This is a genomic window from Paenibacillus qinlingensis (assembly GCF_013204845.1).
GTDB classification, from domain to species: Bacteria; Bacillota; Bacilli; order Paenibacillales; family NBRC-103111; genus Paenibacillus_E; species Paenibacillus_E qinlingensis.
In genome coordinates, this window is record NZ_JABMKY010000030.1 from 12,773 (window position 1) to 34,311 (window position 21,539).

The 21,539-nt window shown below is 44.3% G+C and carries 17 protein-coding genes; 2 read left to right on the plus strand and 15 right to left on the minus strand.

The annotated features are described in order from the left end of the window. Positions 1-166 precede the first annotated feature (166 nt). The 3 genes from HQN88_RS32670 to HQN88_RS32680 form a co-directional block, all read right to left on the minus strand. Positions 167-1,138 carry an oxidoreductase gene (locus HQN88_RS32670; RefSeq protein WP_173120186.1) on the minus strand — a complete coding sequence of 324 codons (972 nt, stop codon included), beginning with the start codon at positions 1,136-1,138 and terminating at the stop codon, positions 167-169. 2 nt (positions 1,139-1,140) lie between these two features. Beyond that, entirely contained in the window at positions 1,141-1,506 is a 366-nt protein-coding gene (locus HQN88_RS32675; RefSeq protein WP_173120188.1) for a MerR family transcriptional regulator, read from the minus strand. A gap of 792 nt (positions 1,507-2,298) precedes the next feature. Beyond that, positions 2,299-3,165, minus strand: a complete 867-nt coding sequence (locus tag HQN88_RS32680; protein ID WP_173120190.1) for a helix-turn-helix transcriptional regulator — start codon at positions 3,163-3,165, stop codon at positions 2,299-2,301. 151 nt (positions 3,166-3,316) lie between these two features. Here HQN88_RS32680 and HQN88_RS32685 point away from each other — a divergent pair, with 151 nt between their 5' ends. Then, positions 3,317-4,582 carry a TolB-like translocation protein gene (locus tag HQN88_RS32685; RefSeq protein WP_173120192.1) on the plus strand — a complete coding sequence of 422 codons (1,266 nt, stop codon included), beginning with the start codon at positions 3,317-3,319 and terminating at the stop codon, positions 4,580-4,582. A gap of 102 nt (positions 4,583-4,684) precedes the next feature. Here HQN88_RS32685 and HQN88_RS32690 read toward each other — a convergent pair whose 3' ends face one another. Then, the gene (locus tag HQN88_RS32690) at positions 4,685-5,704 is read right to left on the minus strand and encodes an SGNH/GDSL hydrolase family protein (RefSeq protein ID WP_173120194.1); all 1,020 of its coding nucleotides are present in this window, start codon (positions 5,702-5,704) and stop codon (positions 4,685-4,687) included. 13 nt (positions 5,705-5,717) lie between these two features. After that, on the minus strand, positions 5,718-6,989 hold the full coding sequence (locus HQN88_RS32695) for an alpha-L-fucosidase (protein ID WP_173120196.1): 1,272 nt from the start codon (positions 6,987-6,989) through the stop codon (positions 5,718-5,720). A 133-nt stretch (positions 6,990-7,122) separates the two neighbouring features. Here HQN88_RS32695 and HQN88_RS32700 point away from each other — a divergent pair, with 133 nt between their 5' ends. Next, complete coding sequence (locus tag HQN88_RS32700; protein ID WP_173120198.1) at positions 7,123-7,959, plus strand: helix-turn-helix transcriptional regulator; 837 nt, start codon at positions 7,123-7,125, stop codon at positions 7,957-7,959. An 85-nt stretch (positions 7,960-8,044) separates the two neighbouring features. Here HQN88_RS32700 and HQN88_RS32705 read toward each other — a convergent pair whose 3' ends face one another. The 10 genes from HQN88_RS32705 to HQN88_RS32750 form a co-directional block, all read right to left on the minus strand. Continuing rightward, positions 8,045-9,679 carry a response regulator gene (locus HQN88_RS32705; protein ID WP_246320597.1) on the minus strand — a complete coding sequence of 545 codons (1,635 nt, stop codon included), beginning with the start codon at positions 9,677-9,679 and terminating at the stop codon, positions 8,045-8,047. After that, on the minus strand, positions 9,669-11,498 hold the full coding sequence (locus HQN88_RS32710) for a cache domain-containing sensor histidine kinase (protein ID WP_173120202.1): 1,830 nt from the start codon (positions 11,496-11,498) through the stop codon (positions 9,669-9,671). The genes HQN88_RS32705 and HQN88_RS32710 overlap by 11 nt, the downstream gene beginning before the upstream one ends. 164 nt (positions 11,499-11,662) lie before the next feature. After that, positions 11,663-13,252, minus strand: coding sequence for an extracellular solute-binding protein (locus HQN88_RS32715; protein ID WP_173120204.1), 1,590 nt, complete (start codon positions 13,250-13,252; stop codon positions 11,663-11,665). Positions 13,253-13,278: 26 nt separating this feature from the next. Beyond that, positions 13,279-14,169 (minus strand): carbohydrate ABC transporter permease, encoded by an 891-nt coding sequence (locus HQN88_RS32720; RefSeq protein ID WP_173120206.1) that lies wholly within the window; start codon positions 14,167-14,169, stop codon positions 13,279-13,281. An 11-nt stretch (positions 14,170-14,180) separates the two neighbouring features. Continuing rightward, complete coding sequence (locus tag HQN88_RS32725; protein ID WP_173120208.1) at positions 14,181-15,137, minus strand: ABC transporter permease; 957 nt, start codon at positions 15,135-15,137, stop codon at positions 14,181-14,183. A 97-nt stretch (positions 15,138-15,234) separates the two neighbouring features. Further along, a complete protein-coding gene (locus HQN88_RS32730; RefSeq protein ID WP_173120210.1) occupies positions 15,235-18,276 on the minus strand; it encodes a fibronectin type III domain-containing protein in 3,042 nt (1,013 codons plus the stop codon). Positions 18,277-18,568: 292 nt separating this feature from the next. Then, positions 18,569-19,141, minus strand: a complete 573-nt coding sequence (locus tag HQN88_RS32735; protein WP_173120212.1) for a glycoside hydrolase family 88 protein — start codon at positions 19,139-19,141, stop codon at positions 18,569-18,571. Next, positions 19,138-19,542: a glycoside hydrolase family 88 protein gene (locus HQN88_RS32740; RefSeq protein WP_173120214.1), complete on the minus strand. Its 405-nt coding sequence runs from the start codon at positions 19,540-19,542 to the stop codon at positions 19,138-19,140. Before HQN88_RS32740 ends, HQN88_RS32735 begins: the two co-directional genes overlap by 4 nt. 22 nt (positions 19,543-19,564) lie before the next feature. Continuing rightward, entirely contained in the window at positions 19,565-20,566 is a 1,002-nt protein-coding gene (locus HQN88_RS32745) for a hydroxyacid dehydrogenase (protein WP_173120216.1), read from the minus strand. Then, a complete protein-coding gene (locus HQN88_RS32750) occupies positions 20,566-21,423 on the minus strand; it encodes a sugar phosphate isomerase/epimerase family protein (protein WP_173120218.1) in 858 nt (285 codons plus the stop codon). The genes HQN88_RS32745 and HQN88_RS32750 overlap by 1 nt, the downstream gene beginning before the upstream one ends. Positions 21,424-21,539: the final 116 nt, after the last annotated feature.

The window sequence follows — 21,539 nt, forward strand, 5'->3', positions numbered from 1 at the left end:
AACCCGTTCTAGTTGAACTGTTTGCCCGTTTTTTTAAAAATCAAAAAGAGCTGCCACTATCAGCTTACTTAACAAACGTTATTCGTTAGCGAAATAACATTTCTGACAAGTTACGGCGTTAGTTTGATTAAATCTCGGACATTTTTCAATCTTCAAACATAACTTCTTAATCCGTAAATTTTATGCGGGTCAACTTCTCTCTAATTTGCCAAAGCCGTTCCGCAAATTCCGGATCAATCGCCCAAGGAAATACACCTGTTAACTTTTGACTCAATCCTTGTGGAGCTTCTGCCGTAATGACTTCGGCAATATCAACATCTAAGCAGAAAACGCCTCCTTTGCCCTCAAGTTGAGGACTGGTCGCGCACCACACGCTAGTAGCAGCACCCTGCTCAGTTGTCTTTAGTTCTCCAGTTGCTGCAGCCCTTTCCTCTTCTGACATAAAACGCACTAAATCGGTCATAATTCGTCCAGGATGTACAGAAAACGCGCGGATACCGTGCGCTTGACCGCGCTTGTCCAGTGCAACGGCAAAAAGAGCGTTAGCAGATTTGGACTGGCCATAGGCCTTCCATTTATCGTATTCCCTGTGTTCAAAATTTGGATCCTCAAAATCAACGCCACCGAAGCGGATACCTGTTGACGAAACAGAAACTACCCGCGCGTTTTTTGCCTTTTTCAAGGCCGGCCATAGTAGTAACGTTAACTGAAAGTGACCCAAATGATTGGTTGCAAATTGGGATTCGTAACCGCGTGCGTCACGTTCTAAGGGAGGTGCCATGATACCGGCATTATTAATCAGGATATCCAGCGGCCGTCCAGAGTCCAGAAACTTCTGCGCAAATGCCTCGATTGAAGCTGGATCGATCAGATCCAACTCTTCTACCTCAACTCTTGGGATGCCTGCAACCGATGTCAGAGCTTTCTCTGGTGTACGTGCGGGTACAATGACTGTTGCACCAGCCTCAGCTAGGGCGCGGGTTGTTTCAAGTCCAACGCCTGAGTACCCGCCAGTTACGATGACGATTTTCCCATTCAAATCATAGCCTTCAAGTACTTTCCGTGCTGTTGTTTGGGAACCAAAGCCCGAATGGATTGGTTCTTGAGGTGTAATTTGATAGTTGTTATCTTCTTTCATGTTCATTCTCCTCCTAGTCTGGATTTCTTCATTAGGTCCTTAAAATGATCAAGCTTATAATTCATTAATTCCAAAACCATTTGCGATTCAATTTCGAGTTTATGCTTATAAAGTACGTCATAGCATTTCTCATAATTTTGAACAGTTGCCAAGGACATGTAATGTTTAATTTCGCTTAACGGCATGCCGGTTCGTTTGAGATGTGAAATAAAAACTAGACGTTCGAGATGAATTGTGCCATATTCCCTCTGTCCGTTTTCCTTTCGCTTCGTCGGCGGTAGTAGGCCAATCTTTACATAATACCGTATCGTGTCGTAACTGAGTCCTGACTTTTCCGAAATCTCTGCGATTGAAAATGTAAGCTCCAACTTCTGCCTCCTCTCTAATCCCCGTTAAGCTGTTCTTTTTCAACCGTATCCGTATCTTAAGATATGGAGTTTACTCCATGTCAACATATTTACTTCTATTTTCGGATGAGAGCGTTTTTCTCGACGATGATAAAAAGGTTATGCGTCAGGAGATCACAATGAAATATGAAATATGAAATATCAAATATCAATACAATAGAAGGAAAGCTCATTATTACTGGATAGTTTATCCGACTGAAGTTGAGTTATTCTGCCCTTCGTATTCGTCATCTCATTTTAAAAAAAGCGTCCACCCAAGTGAGTGAACGCTAAGAAGAACTAACCAAATTTTTATTCACTACTTCTAAACCTTATTTATTACTTTAGAACTTTATTTGTTACTTCAAAACTTATTTGTTACCTGATATCTATCCGTATTTGACAATAAGATAAGCCTATCTACTCTCTTGTTGGATGACAAATTGGTTTTGAGATGAAGAAATCCAGCAAACACACGGATTTGCTGGATTTTCCGTAAAATTATTATGACAAATAAAGTTTTGTAATGGATTTTGGAGCAAATTGTCTGAATTACAAATTAGTTTTAAAATACGAATAACAAATTAAACTTAATCCGTAATCCCCGCTTCAATCGATTTCCCATCATTTGTCTAAATAAAAATAGTCGGATCCTTTTAGCAACAATTTCTCGCGGCAACGTTTGTCAAGCATACAAATCAGTGTCAATACTCAGAAACTTGTATGATGAAACTACAACATTTAATTCAGATATAACCTGCCTTTAGAAGTCACTTAAAGATAATTATTAGTATCGTCAAAAAAAATCCCATTCCGAATGCCTGAAATCTCCCGAGCAATCCACTGCCCGGGTGTAATTCCTTCTACTTCCTTAAATACGCGTGTGAAATGATGCACCGTTTTGAACCCTACCGTTTGCGCAATATGCTTGATACTGCAGTCTGAATATGCCATCCATTCCTTGGCCCGCTGAATCCGGACTTCCTTCAGAAAAGCTGCGATTGTAAGACCTTTGTAATCTTTGAAAAGCTGGCACATATAACTTGGGCTATATCCAAGCTTCTTGGACATTTCCGTAATCGTCCAATCCTGATCCGCATGCGCCAAGATCCATTGCTCTGCTTTTTCCGCTGCTGTGGCATTGGCATTGGAAACTCGAGGTGCCAATGAACGAGCCTCCAAAATGTTTGATTGTGCTTCATTTTCCAAGTGCTCAGCAGCCCGTGTCAATACATAGAGTAGCTCAGCCAGATGAAGAGCTGCCAACTCTCGAAAATAACTTTGTCGTTGCAGCCCCTCGCTGCGTACAAGTTCAAGAAGCCGCGCTACCTCTTTATTGCGAATGCGCATCTGCGCAGGTATTTGCCCTGTAGCGCTTTCAAGTTCTTCCGATACAATCTGAAATTTGATGTCCAAGGTTTTTACATGATCAACGGCTGTCAATCCATGCAATTGATTCGGTTTTATAAAGAAAATAGTGTCAGGCTCCAGCTCGAATATGACGTCTTCACATTGAAATACTCCGCTGCCGCTAGCAATCCAAAAAATTTGATGAAAGGCATGCTGATGCAGATTCCTATTTTCGCCTTTTTCGTAATCATAACGCGCCGTCCACAATAGATGAATCCCAAAGTTACTCATGCCTTCCCCCTTCTTATGTCTCTGTAATCGGTATTATATCGTAATCTGAGGTAAAAATGTCATAATCTCAGACAAAGATGAACACTGCCGTATTTTATATACTTTAGGAAGGAAAGTTGACTTCGTATTTACGAAAAGGAGAACAAGCCATATGCGGATTAGCGAGAAATTCCCACGATACACCGAGTACAATCCAAGCGTGCCTGTCTGGTGCGTAACACCTGGAGAAGGAGGCGGATTGCATCGTTTCTTTGACACCTCTCCGGTCAGTCCATCTGGCCAGTATCTAGCCGTACTCCGTATGCCCGATAATGACCGTGTCAATATGCCCGGCGAAGCCGCCGATGTTGTTCTTGTTGATTTGCATACCGCTGAAGAGAAGGTTATTGCACAGACTTTTGGTTGGGAGTATCAATTAGGGGCTAATATTAATTGGGGCGCAGATGATCATTCCCTCTATTTTAACAACGTAGACACATCGAACTGGGAACCCTATATTGTCTGTATGGACCCACTTACTGGTGTGACGCGTAAATTGGAGGGCTCTATTTACCGCATATCTCCAGACGGAAATCAAATCATTTGTGCCAATACAGTGACCATGCGACGGACTCAAAACGGATACGGGGTCGTCATTCCTGACGAACGAGTCGCGCGAAATTTCGGATTTCGTGCTGACGATGGTTTGTTTATGACCGATACAAAGACAGGTAAGCGATCACTAGTCATCTCAATCCGGGAGATTTTTGAACGTGCTGTTCCTCAAATAGACAAAGGAAAGTACGAGCATGGCGAATGTTATGGGTTCCATTGTAAATTTAATCCTCAGGGGGACCGGCTGATCTTTACCATGCGTTGGTTCCATTCCCAAGAAACTCAGCCCTGGAATCAGATCAAGCAGCATCTTGACTTTTGGGTGCTGACAATGAAGCCAGATGGAACCGATGTATGTGTTGCGGTAGGCCCTGAGCAATGGGAAAAAGGTGGCCATCATATTAACTGGTTTCCAGATGGCGAGCATCTCTCCATGAACTTAGCCATTCATGGAGACAAACAGATGAAGCTTGTCCGTGTCCGATATGATGGAACAAATTTGTGTACAATCACCGATGATATGCCTGGCTCCGGTCATCCGACCGTCCATCCGAACGGCCGTCACATACTAACAGATACGTATGCCGGAGAGTCAACTTCATTTGGAGACGGCACCATACCGCTGCGTAGGATTGATCTTCAGACAAACTCCGAGCAAACACTTGTACGGATAAATGTCGCCCATGCCGCTTCGAACCTCAACGGCTCACTTCGCGTAGATGCTCATCCCGCTTGGGCTCCTGATCATCGCCATATTGTGTTTAATGGCTATGTTAACGGAGCACGACGAGTATTTATTGCTGATTTAGGCGAAGTGATGTAACTAAAGTACTCGCTAACACTAGTCGCACATAGGAAATAGCTTGCCGAATCGTCGGCAAGCTATTTGACATATTATTATGCTTCATGTTGTAAGTCGTAATCTTTATTTTTCTAATATAAGGCCAAGCATCCTACTTAAATTTTCCCCCATAAGTTCATGCCCATAATCTGAGGGATGAATGAGATCACAAGTGAGTCCCGCGAAGTCGGTCAAAATTTCATTGCCTTCCAGCAGATAAAGTTTGGGGTACTTGCTACTAGCGACAATCTCACGAAGAATGGCGTTGAATGCTGCCTGATTCTGGCCAACTGTAGTTCCTTTGGTGTCATATGTAGACGCGTTTAGGAATACAGTTATGACCACAACAGGCTTATTCGGATGCTTCGAACACATGGCTTGAATCAAATATTCCGCACGTTCCCGAAATTGCTCTGGCGAATAAGAGTTCCTCATATTCACACCAATCTCCAGCGTAGCAATATCCCAGTCGGTTCGCGAAGCTAAGTAGTCGGCTACCTGCTGCTCGCACATGCAGGCACCACTTAGCCCCATGTTCAAAACATCAATGCCTAATCGTTGTGCAGCCTTATGCACATAAGCATTGTAATTATGCACGGCGGAACTTCCGTGAGTTATCGAAGAACCATAAGCGAGCCAGCGAACAGCGGGCACCTCACCTGGCAACGGCGGACGAACGGAATCGTTGAATACCTCAATTCCGTGAAACCTCACTGCATAGCGTCCCGTGATGACGCGCCATACTTGTGGTGCAAAGCGCTTCTTTGTGATGGCATCAAGATTTACTTTGCTAGTGTCTAGCCGCTGTACGAGATGCAAGGTGTGTTGTACACCGCTTCTCAGCGTATATTGAGAATGGTAAAAGTCACCCTGATAGACGATAACCTCTCCATCACCTTCAACAGCTGTTAAAGATATCCGAACATTCTGGGAATCCGTAACAAACCTCATTTCACATCCACTGGCCTGTTGTGAAACGAAGCCTCCACGTTCGCTCATCGCTTCACGAACTGCCTTCGGATAACGTTGTAGTGTCAAGCCATGTATAAGCTTGTTTTCCTCCGCCTCTGCAACATTATGAAGTTCAATAGATTCAAACTGCATCGTGATCCTCCTCCTATTCAGCTACATCGTCATCGAACTCCAGCTTTACCACAAGCACCTCATCCGTGATCTCATTAACTGGCAGATTGCGAATCCTTAGGTAAGGCCTCTCCCGCCAATACCAAGGCAGTTGCTCTACGGCTGTCTCCAACTCCCGTCCATCATTTAGCAAGACAGCACGCTTGGGTAGCATATTCAGTGGCTTCAAGATGATGGTTGAGCTTTGCAATTCACGATAGGCGTGAGCATAGATGGTGTTACCTCTGCGAGTCAGCAGCACCTCTTCACGGAGAACACGGTTAGCTACTTCATTCCCGTCGATGAACTCGTCTTTCCCGCCTAAGTAAGAAGCAGGAGTTACATCAACTAACGCTTCCTTCACCTTCTTATACCAACGACCAATACGTCTCAGTGTATCCACATTATCCTGCACGATCTCACCATTCGCGGTAGGACCCACATTCAGCAAATAATTTCCGCCCATAGCCATGATTTTATCCATACTCTGCATAAGGAACTTGGATGAATAGTAATCTTCATCCTTGCGGTACCCCCAGCTTTCTCGTCCTAAAGATTGACAAGCTTCTGTCGGCGTCCGGAAATATCCGCCATCAGGCACATGCCTCTCGGGTGTGCTGTAATCACCTTTATCTGGTCCACGGTTATTGATAAGAATGTCCGGCTGTAACGACCGTACCAACTCATTGATCGCTGGATTGTGGTACTCAGCTACATTAACATCCCAGAAAAACTGATATATCGGACCATACTGTGTGAGAAGTTCCTGCACCTGTTTCTTCACATACTCGTAATAAAGTTCAATATCCGGTTCATCTCCAGCACGAGGCCCGAACATTTCATGGTGTCGACCAAGATTAGGATAATTCGGGTGATGCCAATCTGGACAAGAGTAATAAAGGCTTAGCGGGAAGTTCCGCTTCTGGCATGCCTCCGCTAGCATCGCTAACACATCTTTACCGTAGGGTGTATTCGTCACCTTATATTCCGAATGCTCAGTGTCCCACATGCAGAAACCGTCATGATGCTTCGTTGTAAAACATAAATACTGCATGCCAGCCTCTTCAGCTAGATCAATCCACGCGTTCGGGTCAAAATCCTGCGGATTGAATTCATGAATGAATTGTTCATATTTGCGTCTGGTAATGTTGCCTCTCCATGGAAGTTGTTCGTGCCATGCAGGGATAGCATACAAGCCCCAATGGACAAACATACCGAATCTTAGATCGAAAAAACGGTCTCGCGCATCATGAAATCTTGGTAACATATTGAACCCCCTGTTAGTTGTTATAACTGCTGACTTCGCTTCTATCATACCTTTTCTATATACAGCAATCTTCCAATTTGCTAACCTATATGTAGTGAATTCTAACTTCATTTTCAAGAAATGAGTGCTGAACTTGTCAGAACTTCCAACCTATCATTCACTTCGTAATGTGTTGACCAACATCCAGGTGGACGTCATCATCGCTAACCTGCAAACTGTCGGCCCTGACTGGCAGCGCCGTAATTTTGTTCACAGCTTTAACCGCTTATATTATATTCGGAGTGGTGAAGGACGCATTGAAGTAGATGGCGCTGTTTATCATCCTAAGCCAGGTCAACTTGTACTAATGCCTTGTCATACTATACAGTCCTATTCCACAGTTAACGACAATACCTTTAATAAGTATTGGTGCCACTTTACAGCTCGTGTTGGAAATCGTGATCTATTTGAGATGTATCGGTTCCCGGTTTGTATTGACGTCCCTTCCTCATCTGAGGTCGAAGTTTGGTTCGAGCGAATAGTAAGTGGCATAAGCAGTTCGGGACTAGGTACGATTCTAGATATAAAAGCCTCTTTACTACATCTTTTGGGAATTGTTGTCGACCAACACTTTGAGGAGACAGCCTCCCCTTCAGCCTCTACCCAGAAAATGGGACGTGTTCTTCAATACATTGAAGAGCACCTGCAAGATAGGATCACTGTTGAACAGCTTGCCGACTTGGTTCATTACCATCCCAATTACTTTATTCGCAGCTTTCATTCCGTGCTTGGCTGCTCACCCATTCAATACATTAATCGCTTGCGAATGGAGAAGGCACGTACCATGCTGGCGTCTGATCAATCCATCGGCAGCATTGCCCAAGCCGTCGGCATTGAACAACATAATTTTTCAACCATGTTCAAGAACGCTACCGGCTTTTCGCCTAGGGAGTTTCGTCGAATGCTCGTGCACGACCACACTATGAATTAAAGAGAAACCAAAAAGGAATAACGTAAACCGTTATCCCTTTTTTATTTTGCTTTGGGCTAGCTCATGCATTTTCCCCATATTCCAGCTAGCGGATGCCGCCAACATTTTTATGTTTATATTCAGAGGGGGAAATCCCTATATGTTTTTTAAATAGTTTGCAAAAATAACGGTAGTCCGAAACGCCAACCTCTGCTGCAACCTCATATACCTTCATGCCACTTTGTCGCAGCAACTGCTGGGCTTTCTGCATCCTAGTGCGGTGCAGGTAGTCATTAAAATATTCACCCGTCACTTGTTTGAACAATTGTCCCAAATAAATGGTGTTGAGGCCAACCCGCTCGGATAAATCAGGCAGTCTGATCTCCTTCATATAATTTTCATGAATGTACTGGCAAACTTGCTGGACCTCCCAACGCGTCACATTCATTTCGGGATGAAGCTCTGGATCCGTCAACAAATCAAACACGCGGTTCCACCAACGGACAAAGTCGTCCCAGCGCTCGATAAACAGCAGCATTTGGTGAAAATGAGTGAGGCTCGAATCCTGTTCCAGCCACGGGCATTTCAGCATGATTTCCCCAGATAATCGAATAAGCTGGGCAGGTGAATACGGCGATGTCCCCAGCGGAAGCGTAGTCAACTGTTGGACAACCTCCTGTAACATAACCGCACCACCACCATAAAAAGCCTTTGTCGCCTTCGACAGTAACTCCACCTGCTCCATCACACTGATTTCCTTGAAATTCACATCAGGTAGCGGGGAATGCACTGAGGTATAATCTTGCCTTTCATAAAAGTAACGGCTTAGCTTCTCTAGACCCTCCGAAATTTGTGCACTCATTTCATCAGTCTCACCCACCAAGCTGCCGCTATTCCGTATATATAGCTTAATGTTGCCTTCCCTCGCCAACAGTACCTGTGCTGTTTGGTAGAGGGCAGCTTCAAAGTTGTTGGAGCTTGCATCCGCATCGCTGGTTATAACACAAAGCAACTTCGTCTTCCCGAGTGGAAATGCAATTATTTGCTGGTCAGCTGTAGCTAGAGCTTCGATCCTCACAGCCAGCTCTTGCTGTTTATGGGTGGTCTCGTCAAAAGTTGATTGATTCCAAAGCTCCTCGAATACATCCATACCTACCCATAGCACAGCCACATGGCGCTTTAGCTCCGTGGATAGTTCTTTACTGATCTCACTCCAAATATCTTTTCTCTGATGCGCATTGCTCTCCCACCAATGATCAAATAGCGATTCACGTCTCTTCCATGAATGATATACGGACTTTTGTTCCGACTCCTCCGCCCTATCCATGGTCACCGTCTTGCTTGCCTTTTCCTTCAATATGAACTTTAAATCTTCCACAGCTGCCTGACAGGCCGCAATAATTTGTTCTTTCGATAAGGCGATTTTCAGCAAATAGTTCTTGGCTCCTAGAAGAAGTGCTTGGCGTGCGTAGTGAAATTCGGAATGAGCCGTCAAAAAAATAATCGATATCTCCGGCCAACGTTTTCGTACTAGCTCCGCAAGCTCCAATCCGTCCATTATAGGCATGGTGATATCGACCAGTAACAGATGCGGAAGCTCCTTCTCCATCATCGTTAACGCTTCTTGTCCATGCCCGGCTGCTCCGATGCATACAAAGCCGTGTTCCTCCCAAGGAATATGCTGGGTAAAGCGTTCACGAACTGGCAGTTCGTCATCTACAATGAGTACTTTAATTAGCATCACGTCTCTGCCCCATTTCTATTTGCCTGCTGTTCCGCTCTGCAGATTTGAAGGGCAGACGCACCATCACCCTCGTCCCTTCACCCAGGCTGCTTTCAATATCCAGGCCAAACTGCTTGCCAAAATGCAGCTGAATCCGTTCATGAATGTTGCGTATGCCTAAATTATTTAAACCCTTTCGTTCCTTGTCCGGACGATCCACCAGTGAGGAATCCTTTAAGAATTCATTGGAAACTTCCTTAACAATCAATCTCCGAATCATTTCCTCATCAATGCCAGGGCCCGTATCCGACACCTCAAAGCAAATGATTCCAGGCTGCTCCTCGTAAGCCATTATAATAATATGATTGCGTTCACCGGGCTTGTTCAAGCCATAGAATATCGAATTTTCAATTAAAGTAAGCAGCGTAAGCTTCGGAATATACGCCTGCTCGAATGGCTCTGGAATGATGATGTCCATATCAAAAATATCTCCGAAGCGCAGCTTCATCAGGTCCACGTATTTCCATACACATTCCACTTCAAATTTCAAAAGTACAACCTCATCGATCTTATCAATAGAGAACCGCAAAATGCCGACCAATGATTGGATAACAGATCCGATTTCCTTGACTCTTTCGGTTTCAACCAAGCAATAAATCGTATTCAGTGCATTATATAAAAAGTGAGGATTAATCTGCGATTGCAACACTTTTAACTCATGGTACCTTTTTTGATCCTCCATAAGCTGTAGATCTTTAAATAAGGTACCAATTCGATCCATCAACTTGTTGTAGCCGCTAACTACATAACTGAATTCATCCATCCGTTTCATATCGATGCGGTGCTCCAAATTCCCTAAGGCTCCATAGTTCATTTGCCTGGAGATCTCTTTGATCGGGGCGCGGAAGTAGCGGCCAAGCCAATAGGAAATTGCCAAGGAAACTAAAATCCAGAGCGACAGCATCAACACGTATTGCTTCTTAACTACCTGTAGGATCTCATAAACTTCCATCTCATTAATCGCAGCAAATACAACCCAATCCCAGCGGTTACGGTTGCTTTTTAGTATCTTATAACGTCCGTCAGGCAGGTCTACATGGTCGAATTCCAAATCATTGCTTTTGACCTTATCCTTGAGCATATGAACCATTGGATGGTCTCCGTTTGTTTTCTCCTCAAAGGTCATCGGAGTATTCGTGGAGATCAGTTCTCCGGTTCGTGACAGCAGATACAAATCCATTCTTTTCTTGAGCGTGGGAACGGTTAAAGAGCTGGCCAAATTGTCTACGTTCAAGTCAATGGCGATCACTCCCTTAACCGTCGAGGACTCAATTGTTTTAGCAGCAGTAATCGTCTTTTTGGAAAAGGACGAAATATAAGGCTGGCTCCACCAGAAGCCCCATAACCTCGCTTGATTATATACCTCTACCATTTGCTCCTTGTTCACGAAATATTTCATTGACTGTGGGGCACTAATCGAATATTCGCCATCAACAATTAAATAAATACTTTTGATCGTATCCGGATGCAGTTTGACCATATTTTCCATCAGCACTTGGTAATCGGTTAGCGCGAGCGAATCGTAAATTTCTTTGTCTGTCAGAAATAATAAATTTTCCTGGATCGCCGTCATATGTATTTGCAGATACCCCTCGACCTGACCCATCAATAGCTGTAATGACTCTTCCTGATTTTGCTTAATAATAGCCGAATTATTGTAAAATGCGATGCCTCCTACCAATAAAAGCCCCAGCAGAAAAGAAAAGAAAGTTATCAAAAAGAGCTTCGTTCCGATGCTCGTAAATAAAAAATGAAGCCGATTTGCTCTTGTTGGCATCCTTTTACCTCCTGTAGCCTGCCATCCGTAGACAAGTCTGAAAACCCTTACATTGTATCATAGAAATTGGATAAGACCTATGCATTTCTAATTGGTTTGTGGGTTCCTCCTATTCGAAAAAGGAGAGGCATGAATAGCCCTCTCCCCATATTGTTATGGCAAACTTATTCTAAAACGCCTGCCTCACGCATTTGCTTCTCGTAGTTAGCGAAAATTTCTTTGCCACGATATTTGTTCATCAGCTCATCGCTCAATTGCGGCCATTTCTCGATCGGGATTTCACCAAACACAATCTTGGTGTGAAACACATTCTGTTGCTTACGGAAATCCGCAATATTGATGCCGTCTGGAGGTGTCACTTGAATACCATTGGAATACGGAGCCCTCTTATAAGTGGCCAGCTGCTTGTAAAGTTCCCGGTCACGATCAGTCAAATTGGGATTAACAATGTCAAGCCCGATTTGTCTGGCTTCGCTATCTGTAGGGGAAAATGCTCCGTAAATTTTTAAGAAATCGCCTTGCTCCTTCGCTATTTTATCAAGCTCCACCATATTAGGTAAGATTTTGTTGCCATCGCGCTTATAATGCACATCCTGCTTGCCATAATGCGTAAGCAGATACCCTTCTTCACTGCACAAATAATCAACTAGCTGAAGAATACGCAGTACTTTGTCCGGATCCTTGTCAGCAACCGCCTTCGGAATCGCCCATCCTGTGTTGCCAGTCGCTTCTACCCATGTCGCTTGGTCGGGGTATGGATTAAAAGCCACGATATCAAATTTGGGATTAATTTTTTTACCTTTGTTTAAGAAGCTGTTCGGATTTCCCTCCAGAAAATTGTTAATGCCCCGCGAGTTGACGATCCCTACCTTGCCTTGCGCAAATTTCTCAAAAACAGCTTCGCCTTTGTTCAAGAACCAATCCGGATCGACGATTTTCTCATCGATAACAGCCTTAATCTCGGCTAATACTTTTCCTGTTTCAGGTGAAACCAGATTATCCTTAACATGCTTGCCATCATTCGTAAACGTACCCATCATTCCGTATTTGGCCCACATCGGCCATTCCTGCCCGACCTGTTCACCATTACCAGTAGCAGTGAATCCGTACGTATCCTGCTTGCCGTTACCATCCGGATCCTTAAACGTAAAGGCCCGCATGACATTCAACAGCTCATCGTTGTTGCTAGGAACCTTCAATCCAAGCTTATCTAGCCAATCCTTACGGATATACCAAGTTGAATATTCGGTCTTCGCATACGGCCTCATTGCCCAAAAGCCCATTGGGTTGTTCTTGTCCCGCTCCGCCTTCAGTAAAGGGGCATCTGCCCATTTCAAATAATTCGGCAAATATTTCTCATTTAAATAATCCGATAAGCGAGTCAAAGACCCGTTGTTAGCATAAGTCTGTATTTCCCGACCACCGATGGTAAATAGATCCGGTACGTCACCTGAAGCGAACCGCACATTCAGTTTGTTCGTATAGTCAGGGCCAGCGGGCATAAATGTGATTTTCAAATCAATGTTCAGCTTCTCATCAATCGCCTTTTTGACAAAATCCTGATCGACCGGGGGAAGGGTTACCGAGCCGGCATTCTGCTGAAACACCTCAATCGTATATTTTTTGGAGGCTTTTGCTGTTGCTCCGGCCCCAGTTCCAGTGGGTTCTGTTGTTCCCTCCTTCGTCGAGCAGCCTGCAATCACAACTAGCGGCATCAGTAATGAAACCATACCTGTTTTCCACTTACGATTCATCTTATAACCCCCATCATTATATGTTGTCACCCTTTAATCGCACCCAGCATCATACCTTTTGTAAAATGCTTTTGAATAAAGGGGTAGATCACCAGCATAGGCAATGTCGAGACGACCACCAAAGCCATTCTTAGCGTCTCCGGTGGCAATTCCACCCGTGCCTCCGGATTTAAGGCAAGCAATTCCTGACTGATTTGCGGCTGCTGTAACATATTGCGCAGCACCACCTGAAGCGGATAGTTCTTCGGATCACTCATGTACATGATGCCATTAAAAAATTCATTCCAGTGCGTTACACCATAAAATAACATTAAGGTCGCCAGGATCGGCTTGCACAGTGGCAGCACGATGTGATAGAGCGCTTGCATATCGTTACAGCCATCAATTTTGGCTGCATCCTGAATTTCTTCAGATAAACTTTCGAAGAAAGACTTCATGATCAACAGGTTGAAGGTAGAAACGACCGATGGGATGATTAAGGCCCAAATGCTGTTGAGCAAGCCCGTTTGCTTGACAACCAGGTAAGTAGGAATCATGCCACCGGTGAATATTAGGGTAAATACAATCATCATTAGCACGATATTTCTTCCCGGCAGCCACTTCTTTGACAAGGGATACGCAAGCAGTGTGGTCACCAGCAAATTGCAGGCCGTACCGACTATGGTGATGATAGCCGTTATTTGTAAAGCTCGCGGAACCAGTGCACTTTGAAATATGGCCTTGTAAGCAACCAGCGTAAACGTTGTAGGCATTAGCACGAAACCACCATTTTTTAACACTTCAATAATCGGGGTCACGGACATAATGATGACATAATAAAAGGGAAACAGCGTTACCAGACTAGCTAAAGTAAGGACAGTATACAGCAGGATGTCCAGAGCACGATCCGTTTTTGTTTTAATGACAACTAATGACATACGTACTCCTCCTACCAGATTCCCGAATCGCTATATTTTTTGGCTAGCTTATTAGCCCCAAGTACAAGCACCAAACCAACGAAGGATTTGAAAAAACCGACTGCAGAGGCAAAGCTGAATTCCATACTTTCCAGTCCCCGGCGGAATACCCAGGTGTCGATAATATCTCCTGTCTCATAGACTCGAGTGTTTAAGAAAATATAGATTTGGCCGAAGCCGGCATCGAGGATATGCCCGATTTTCAACAGCAGCAGCAAGACAATCACATTGCGAATGCCCGGCAGCGTAATATGCCAGATTTGTTTCCAGCGCCCAGCTCCATCTACAATCGCTGCTTCATACAATTGCGGGTCGATGCCCGTCAAGGCAGCCAGATAGATGATAGCCCCAAAGCCAGTATCCTTCCATATTTCCGTTAAAACCAGCAAGGGGCGGAACCAGCTGTTGGAGGTCAAGAAATTGATGGACTCCCCACCAGAACCGCGAATCCATTGATTGACCAAACCAGAATCTGTAGCTAGAAACGCCATCACCAAGCCGTATATAATTACCCAGGATAAGAAATGCGGTGCATAAGTGATGGTCTGAATCGTTCTTTTGAACCAAGGGGAGCGAATCTCGTTCAAGGCAAGTGCCATAGCAATATCTGGCAGCATGCCAAACACAATTTTATAAAGACTGATCACCATGGTATTGCGAAGCAGAACATAGAAATCCGGGCTGTTAAAAATCGTCTCAAAATGCTTAAAGCCTACCCAAGGGCTGCCCATAATGCCCTTCATAATGTTGTAATCCTGGAAGGCAATCAATAATCCCATCATCGGGATGTACTTGTAGATAATGTAAAATGCAACGCCAGGAACCATCATCAGGTATAGCCATTTGTTCTGTATAAAGCTTCGAGAGTAGGTTCTTTTTATTTTGGTGACACTCGATATTTTCATCGTACTTGTGCGTTCACTAAGCATTTCGTCCCTCCTGTTTGTCATCTTCTATCTCAATTATAAGATGGGACTACAGGAGGAACTAGCCATGCATTCTTCAAAAATGTGTAATAATCTTAGATCAAGGCAACGTTGAAACAGTCATGGTCGTGCTAGCAGCGGACACGTTCCCGGCAAAATCTCTGGCGACTACCTTGAAGGTATAGCTGGTGTTCGGTGTCAGTCCAGAGAACGTAGAACTGTAAACCAATGGTGTTGAGGTCGTGCTCACCTTAACTCCGTTACGGTATATGTCGTATTCTTTGACGCCCGTATCATCGATGGATGACGTCCAATGAATGTGTACACTCGTAGAGGTTTGGGAATCCGACACCAAATTAGTTGGAACGGTCGGTGCCGTTGTATCTGCAGCCGTAGTAAACGTCAAGGTATTGCTATTGGGTGAGATGAAGCCCGCAGCATCATTCGCCAATACAGTCAGACTGTAAGTTGTATTGGCAGTCAGCCCGGTCAGAGCCAAGGAATTCACTGTCGTAGAGGCCAATAGTTCTGTTCCATTGTTAGAGATAAGATAACGTTTTACGGCTACATTGTCTGTAGAGCTGGTCCAATTCAGCTGGGCCGAGTTGCTTGTAATCGAGGTGGCAGCCAAGCTGGCAGGTGCCGTTGGTGCGACGCCATCATTAACGACAGCCAGTGGCGTATCCGCTATTCCGCTAGGTACAGTCACACTGCTTTTGGTCAGCATCAGCTTATCAATCTGAGTGCCGTCCAATTTATTAATGATTTTCAACGAGTGCCAACCATCTGGTAATGTAATTGGTGAGGCTGACTTTGTCCATCCCCATGCTGCGGTCGTTAGTGTATGTTCAATTCTCGTATCTCCATCAACCTGGACATAAACCTTATTGCTGCTAGCGTCGACACCTTTGCCCAACAGCCATAAATAAAAAGTGCCCCCATTGCTGACATTGAGGCTATATTCCATCCGAACGTTTGTATTCTCATCCCCGTTTCCGTTATTGATCTTCATGTAGCTCCCGCTGGAAGTAGCGGAATCGCTGACTAAAGAAATGTTACCTGTCTTAAAGCTATTCCATTCTGACTCTAAATAGCGATCGGCGCTTCCATTCAGAGCGATGGTACGCCCGGATGAAGTTACCCATACTACGTTGCTCTCTGCAGACAAATTGCCTGCCGCATCCTTGGCTTTAATCGAATAGTAGTGTGTATCGGGATCCACATTTCTTAATTGCATAGAACTAGCGGAGGAGCCACTTGAAGAGACGAACACCCCGTTATCGTACATTTCATAGCTGCTCACCCCTACATTGTCAGTCGAGGATGACCATGTAAAGCTGATATAGGCAGGCTCTCTCATAAAGGCTTTAAAATTGGTAGGCGCACTTGGAGCAACCGTGTCCACAATGGACGATGCGGCAGTGACAACCGTCGCTACATTGGATGCAGGGGAACGGTTGCCTGCAGCATCCTTAGCTTTCACAGTAATTTGGTAGGTTTTGTTGGCCACAAGACCAGTCATCGTGTATGTGGGGCTTGTTGATGTTGCCTTGAGTACAGAACTCACGTAGATATCATAGCCGGTTACACTCGTATTATCTGTTGAAGCAGTCCATGATAAGACTGCACTAGTGTCACTCACACTGGACGTAGTAACATTTACTGGAGCCGTAGGTGCCAGAAGATCCGTCCCATTAGCCCATAATGCCCCCGTATTTGCTGCGGTTCTTGGCCCATATATAACCGAGCTACCCGAAATTTCATCTGCTCCTGTATCCGGGTTACCGCTGCGTGTTTGCCCGTCCATGTCCGTGCTCAGTCCGGTAACTGTATTCCCATAGTTGCTTATAACACTATAGGATTGCGGCCGGCGCACTTCACCCGTGCCAGTAAGGCTCGGATTAGCAGAGTTAATGCCTGTTCTTCCAACACCTTGGAGAGCGCTCCCGCTTAAGAAAAAAAGATTTTTTGCATACGTCGGAATAGCAATATTATTTAACTTAGAACCATATTCATTAAAAGCTTTGCCTCTATCCGTTTGAATCAGATTGTTCTGGATGGTAATCCCCGTTGGCGTGATCGGATACATGCTATTGTTAATATTGATTCCAGTTCCTGCATTAACGATCGTATTGTTACTCACTGTCACCTGGTCGGCTGCATAATGCCCGTTCGCTATATTATCGCCGCCATCCAGATTGATTGCGTTATTGGTAATATCTTTAAAGTAATTATTGAATATGGAATGCGAGCTTCCATAAACACGTATACCTTCTTTGGTGCGGATAAAAAAGTTGCCATTCACTGTATTGCTGTTGCCAAACCGAAGGGTGACCCCAGATGGCGAATCGCGAAATGTGTTGTAGCGGACGGTATTCCCGCTCGATTTGACACTGATGATCTCGCCTCCATCAGCAGTCACGTTTTCCATCAGGTTATGCTCAACGATCGTTCCAGTTATATCATTATTGGTGGCTTGCCCGATTTGGATAGGCTCCATACCATTGGTTTGGCCGGGAAACAAATCCCCGACATAACGAATATTTCTGAAGTAATTCGTGCTGATTATATTATCGTGATTCGTTTGCGTGGACGTTCCAATTTGGATACCGACACCACTTGAGCGGTTGCCATCGAATGTATTTGACTCAATCACATTGTCGTGGGAGCTGTTTAACAATTTAATAATATGGGTGGCTGGAGCGGTTGTATCACCACTGTTAAGAAAATAATTGTTTTTCACCTTCATATTTTTCGCTCCAATCAGCGAAATAACATTCCGATTGCTATTGCCTGCCACATACTGTACATCAAATTTAAAATCTCTAAATTCCATCCAGGCACCTGACAATCTAATGGCAGTTGTGCCGGTAAATACACTTTGTCCCGGCGTAGCGGCCCGAATAATGATAGGTTGGGTGGAAGTTCCTTGGTTATTGCTTAGTATGATCATGGCGTTGCTTCCATCATTATCATAGATTCCGTTAGCCAGAACGATCTCTTCGCCAGCCGAGGCATTCGTCACTGCCGTCTGTAATGCGCTAATTGACGAAACAGTGGTTACGACAGCTTCAGCTCTACCCTGTCCGGCCAAACATGCAATAAATAGGAATAATAAACCTAAAAACCCAGCTTTCTTCAAAATAATCAATCCTCCTTAGATGGGTGGAGATTTTTCTAACAAACATACACGTCAAATGTGTTATGCAAAGAAATAGAAATCATTTAAGCGCTTTCAATAAATAAATTATAGATCATAACTGCCCTCCTTTTCTTGTTTACTTGAATTGTAGTTGACAAGGATAGATGAAACTAGCTCGATAATCTTCAAAATTGTGTAAAATTCTTTACTTTTAGATGCGAGTTGTCTGATATCAAACAAATAGAACCCAGCCGACGGCCAGGTTCTATTTGTTGAGTTATCCTATTAATGCTTACCAGTATACTTTCGTCTTGCCAAGTAACCTGGCTACAGCTTCCACAAAATAATAATCTCCGTAAATGAGTGAGCAATCTATGTTCTTGCCTGCGGGATGATGCCCACAGCCATGAATAAGCAACCCCTCATGTGTTTCATCATGATTTGTCGAATATATCTCAAAGAGATTCTGGACAACCTGATTGGCATACGTTTCGTAAGCAGCTCGTTCCGAGCCATCCACAAACTTAGCGAGTTCCAATAAGCTTGCAGCAGCAATGGCAGCTGCAGAGCTATCACGCTTAGCCGTCTCTGGGTCAGGAACAGAGAAGTCCCATATCGGAATCAGATCAGCTTCAACAGAGTCGAGAAATACTTTCGCGCAATTACGAGCAACATTCAGATACTCTTCATTGCCTGTGTAGCGATAAGCGTGCGTATAGCCAGCGATTGCCCACGTTTGTCCGCGAGACCAGACGGATTCATCCGCATATCCTTGGTGCGTTTGACCGAACATTGGCTCACCTGTAACAGGATCAATTACAAATGTATGGTACGCAGTAAAATCTGATCTAATAATCGTATTCATGCACGTATTCGCATGCGCCTCTGAAATTGACCTTTTTCGTTAAATCGTTCAGCCAAACGATCTGCTGCATCCAATGCCACCTTGAGCGCTTCAGGATTCCCTGTAATTTTGTAATCTGCCACGAAAGACAGCGAATAAAGAAAACCAATATCGTGATCCAATGTTTCTGGTGTATCATATAAGCGTTTCAAGAGACGTGGATACGAGTCGCGAGCAGTGCGAATAAAACCTTCATCCCCAGTCAATTCATAAGACAACCAATTCAACCCTGTCCAAAACCCATTTTCAGAAAACTCATATACCCCATCTTTCGTATGCGTAGGTAGAAGATCTCCGTATTTCGCAGCGTTACGTCTCGTTTTGTCAGTAATAAATGAAACGATAGTTGATAAATTGTTCATGTTGTACTCCCTTTAATCATGTTTATTTACGCGTTAATCTGCGGTATTGATCAATCGTTACTTTTCCTTGAAGAGCTTCTCCTTCAGAGAAACGCTTTAATTCATCGACAATAAAATCGCAAAGCTCCCGCTTGAGAATTCCTTGGAATCCGCCAATATGCGGCAGACAGACGACGTTTGGCAGTTTCAGGAGTTCATGGTCAATGGGAAGCGGCTCATAATCGTATACATCCAGCATTACTTTTATACGATCGGTACGTAACTCTTCAAGCAGCGCTTGCTCCTGTACGATAGGTCCTCGTGCCGTATTCACAAATAATGCTCCATCACGTAATCTTTTCAGCTGTTCGCTCCCAATCATTCCACGCGTCTGGTCCGTCAGTGTATTGTGAACCGATACAATATCGCTCTGTTCGAAAAGGTCGTTCAGTTCACAAAGCTGGACGCCTTGAGCGTTCGCTTCCTCTTGCGAGCAATAACTGGAACACAACAAGATTTTTACATGAAATGGTTTCAGCATCCGTATCACTTGCTTGGATATTTCTCCATATCCCACCAAACCAATGACTCTTCTGGTTACGCCGAGAACTGTATCACGGTTGTTGTTGCTCCATTTACCTTGTTTTAGGCCAGCACTAAGTGAGGAGAAATTCCAGGCACCCGCGAAAATCATAGAGAACGCACATTCGGCAGTCGAGTGCGCCAGCACTTTATTTGCGGTAACAACGGCAATATTCGTTTCGAACACATCTTCATTCACAATAGCTGCAACACTCCCAGCACCATGACCAATAAACTTCAATTTAGTCGCTCGAGCCAGCACCTCTGGGGTAAACACTGGCGATCCCCAGGATGTGATGCATGCATCATACTCACTGATTTTTTCAGCCAAGTCCTCACTTGTAAATTTCTCATTAAATGCAATAAAATCAACATCGGTAAAGCTTAAAAGCTTGTGAAGTGTCGCTTCCTGCCAAAGTAACTCTCGAAGTTCAGGATTCCTAATCGTAACTAATGTTTTCACTAGATTGTCCTCATTTCGTTAATGGTTTGAGTCAAATGATTCATATAGCTTACATAAGCGGGAAAAATCAGTTCCGGTTCCATACCGGGTATCTGCAGCTCCTTGCGCCATTTCGTTTCCCATTCTAAGGAATAGTAACCCTGGTAACCTGCTTGTTTCAGCAAGCTGACAATCTCGGTAATAGGAATGATACCTTCACCAAGCTTCGTATACTTCCAATTTATTTCCATTTCATCTTCAAAGGGCAAACCGTCTTTCATATGGACATGAGCGCATTGTGCTCCCAAAAGTGCAATGGTATCAGCTGGAGATTCACCTTCTTCAAGCGGATGAATAATATCATAGATTACAGCACAATTCGTCCGATCAACATCATCCAGCAGCTTACGAAGCACTTTACCCGTCGAAAATTCATTATGCGTTTCGAGCCATACCTGCACTTGCAAGGATGCGGCATAATCACAGGCTTGCCTCACACGAGCGACAACATTTTCATATGGGATAACAGGTACTTCCTTGTCTCTGCGACCGTTGAAGTATCCTAAGAAAACTCGAATACCTTGTGCTTTCAAGTCATGTGCCAGTTGTGCAACCTTTTCAAAATGTTCCGACATAGCCTGATCACGATCCGTTCCATTGAAGCAAACATTCGAACCAATATCCGTGACCTTTATGTCAGCTTCTTCAAATAAATGAAGTGCCTCTAAGCGCTCATTTGAGGTCATCTCGGTGGATACCATCCACGCTTTACCCTCCCGTAATTCCATCGCTGAAAATCCGCATTCCTTTGCAAAAGCAATCATTTTTGCCAAGCTCCAACCTTCACAAGGCAGAGTACTATAAGCTAGGTTTCTCAAGCTTCATTCCTCCTGTTCGTGTCCTTCAACTTTGATTACTTCCATTGTAGCCCCACATTAGCGAAGAAACTTTCCCTTTTCCACGGATTTATTGCACATTTCCACGACCCCATGTA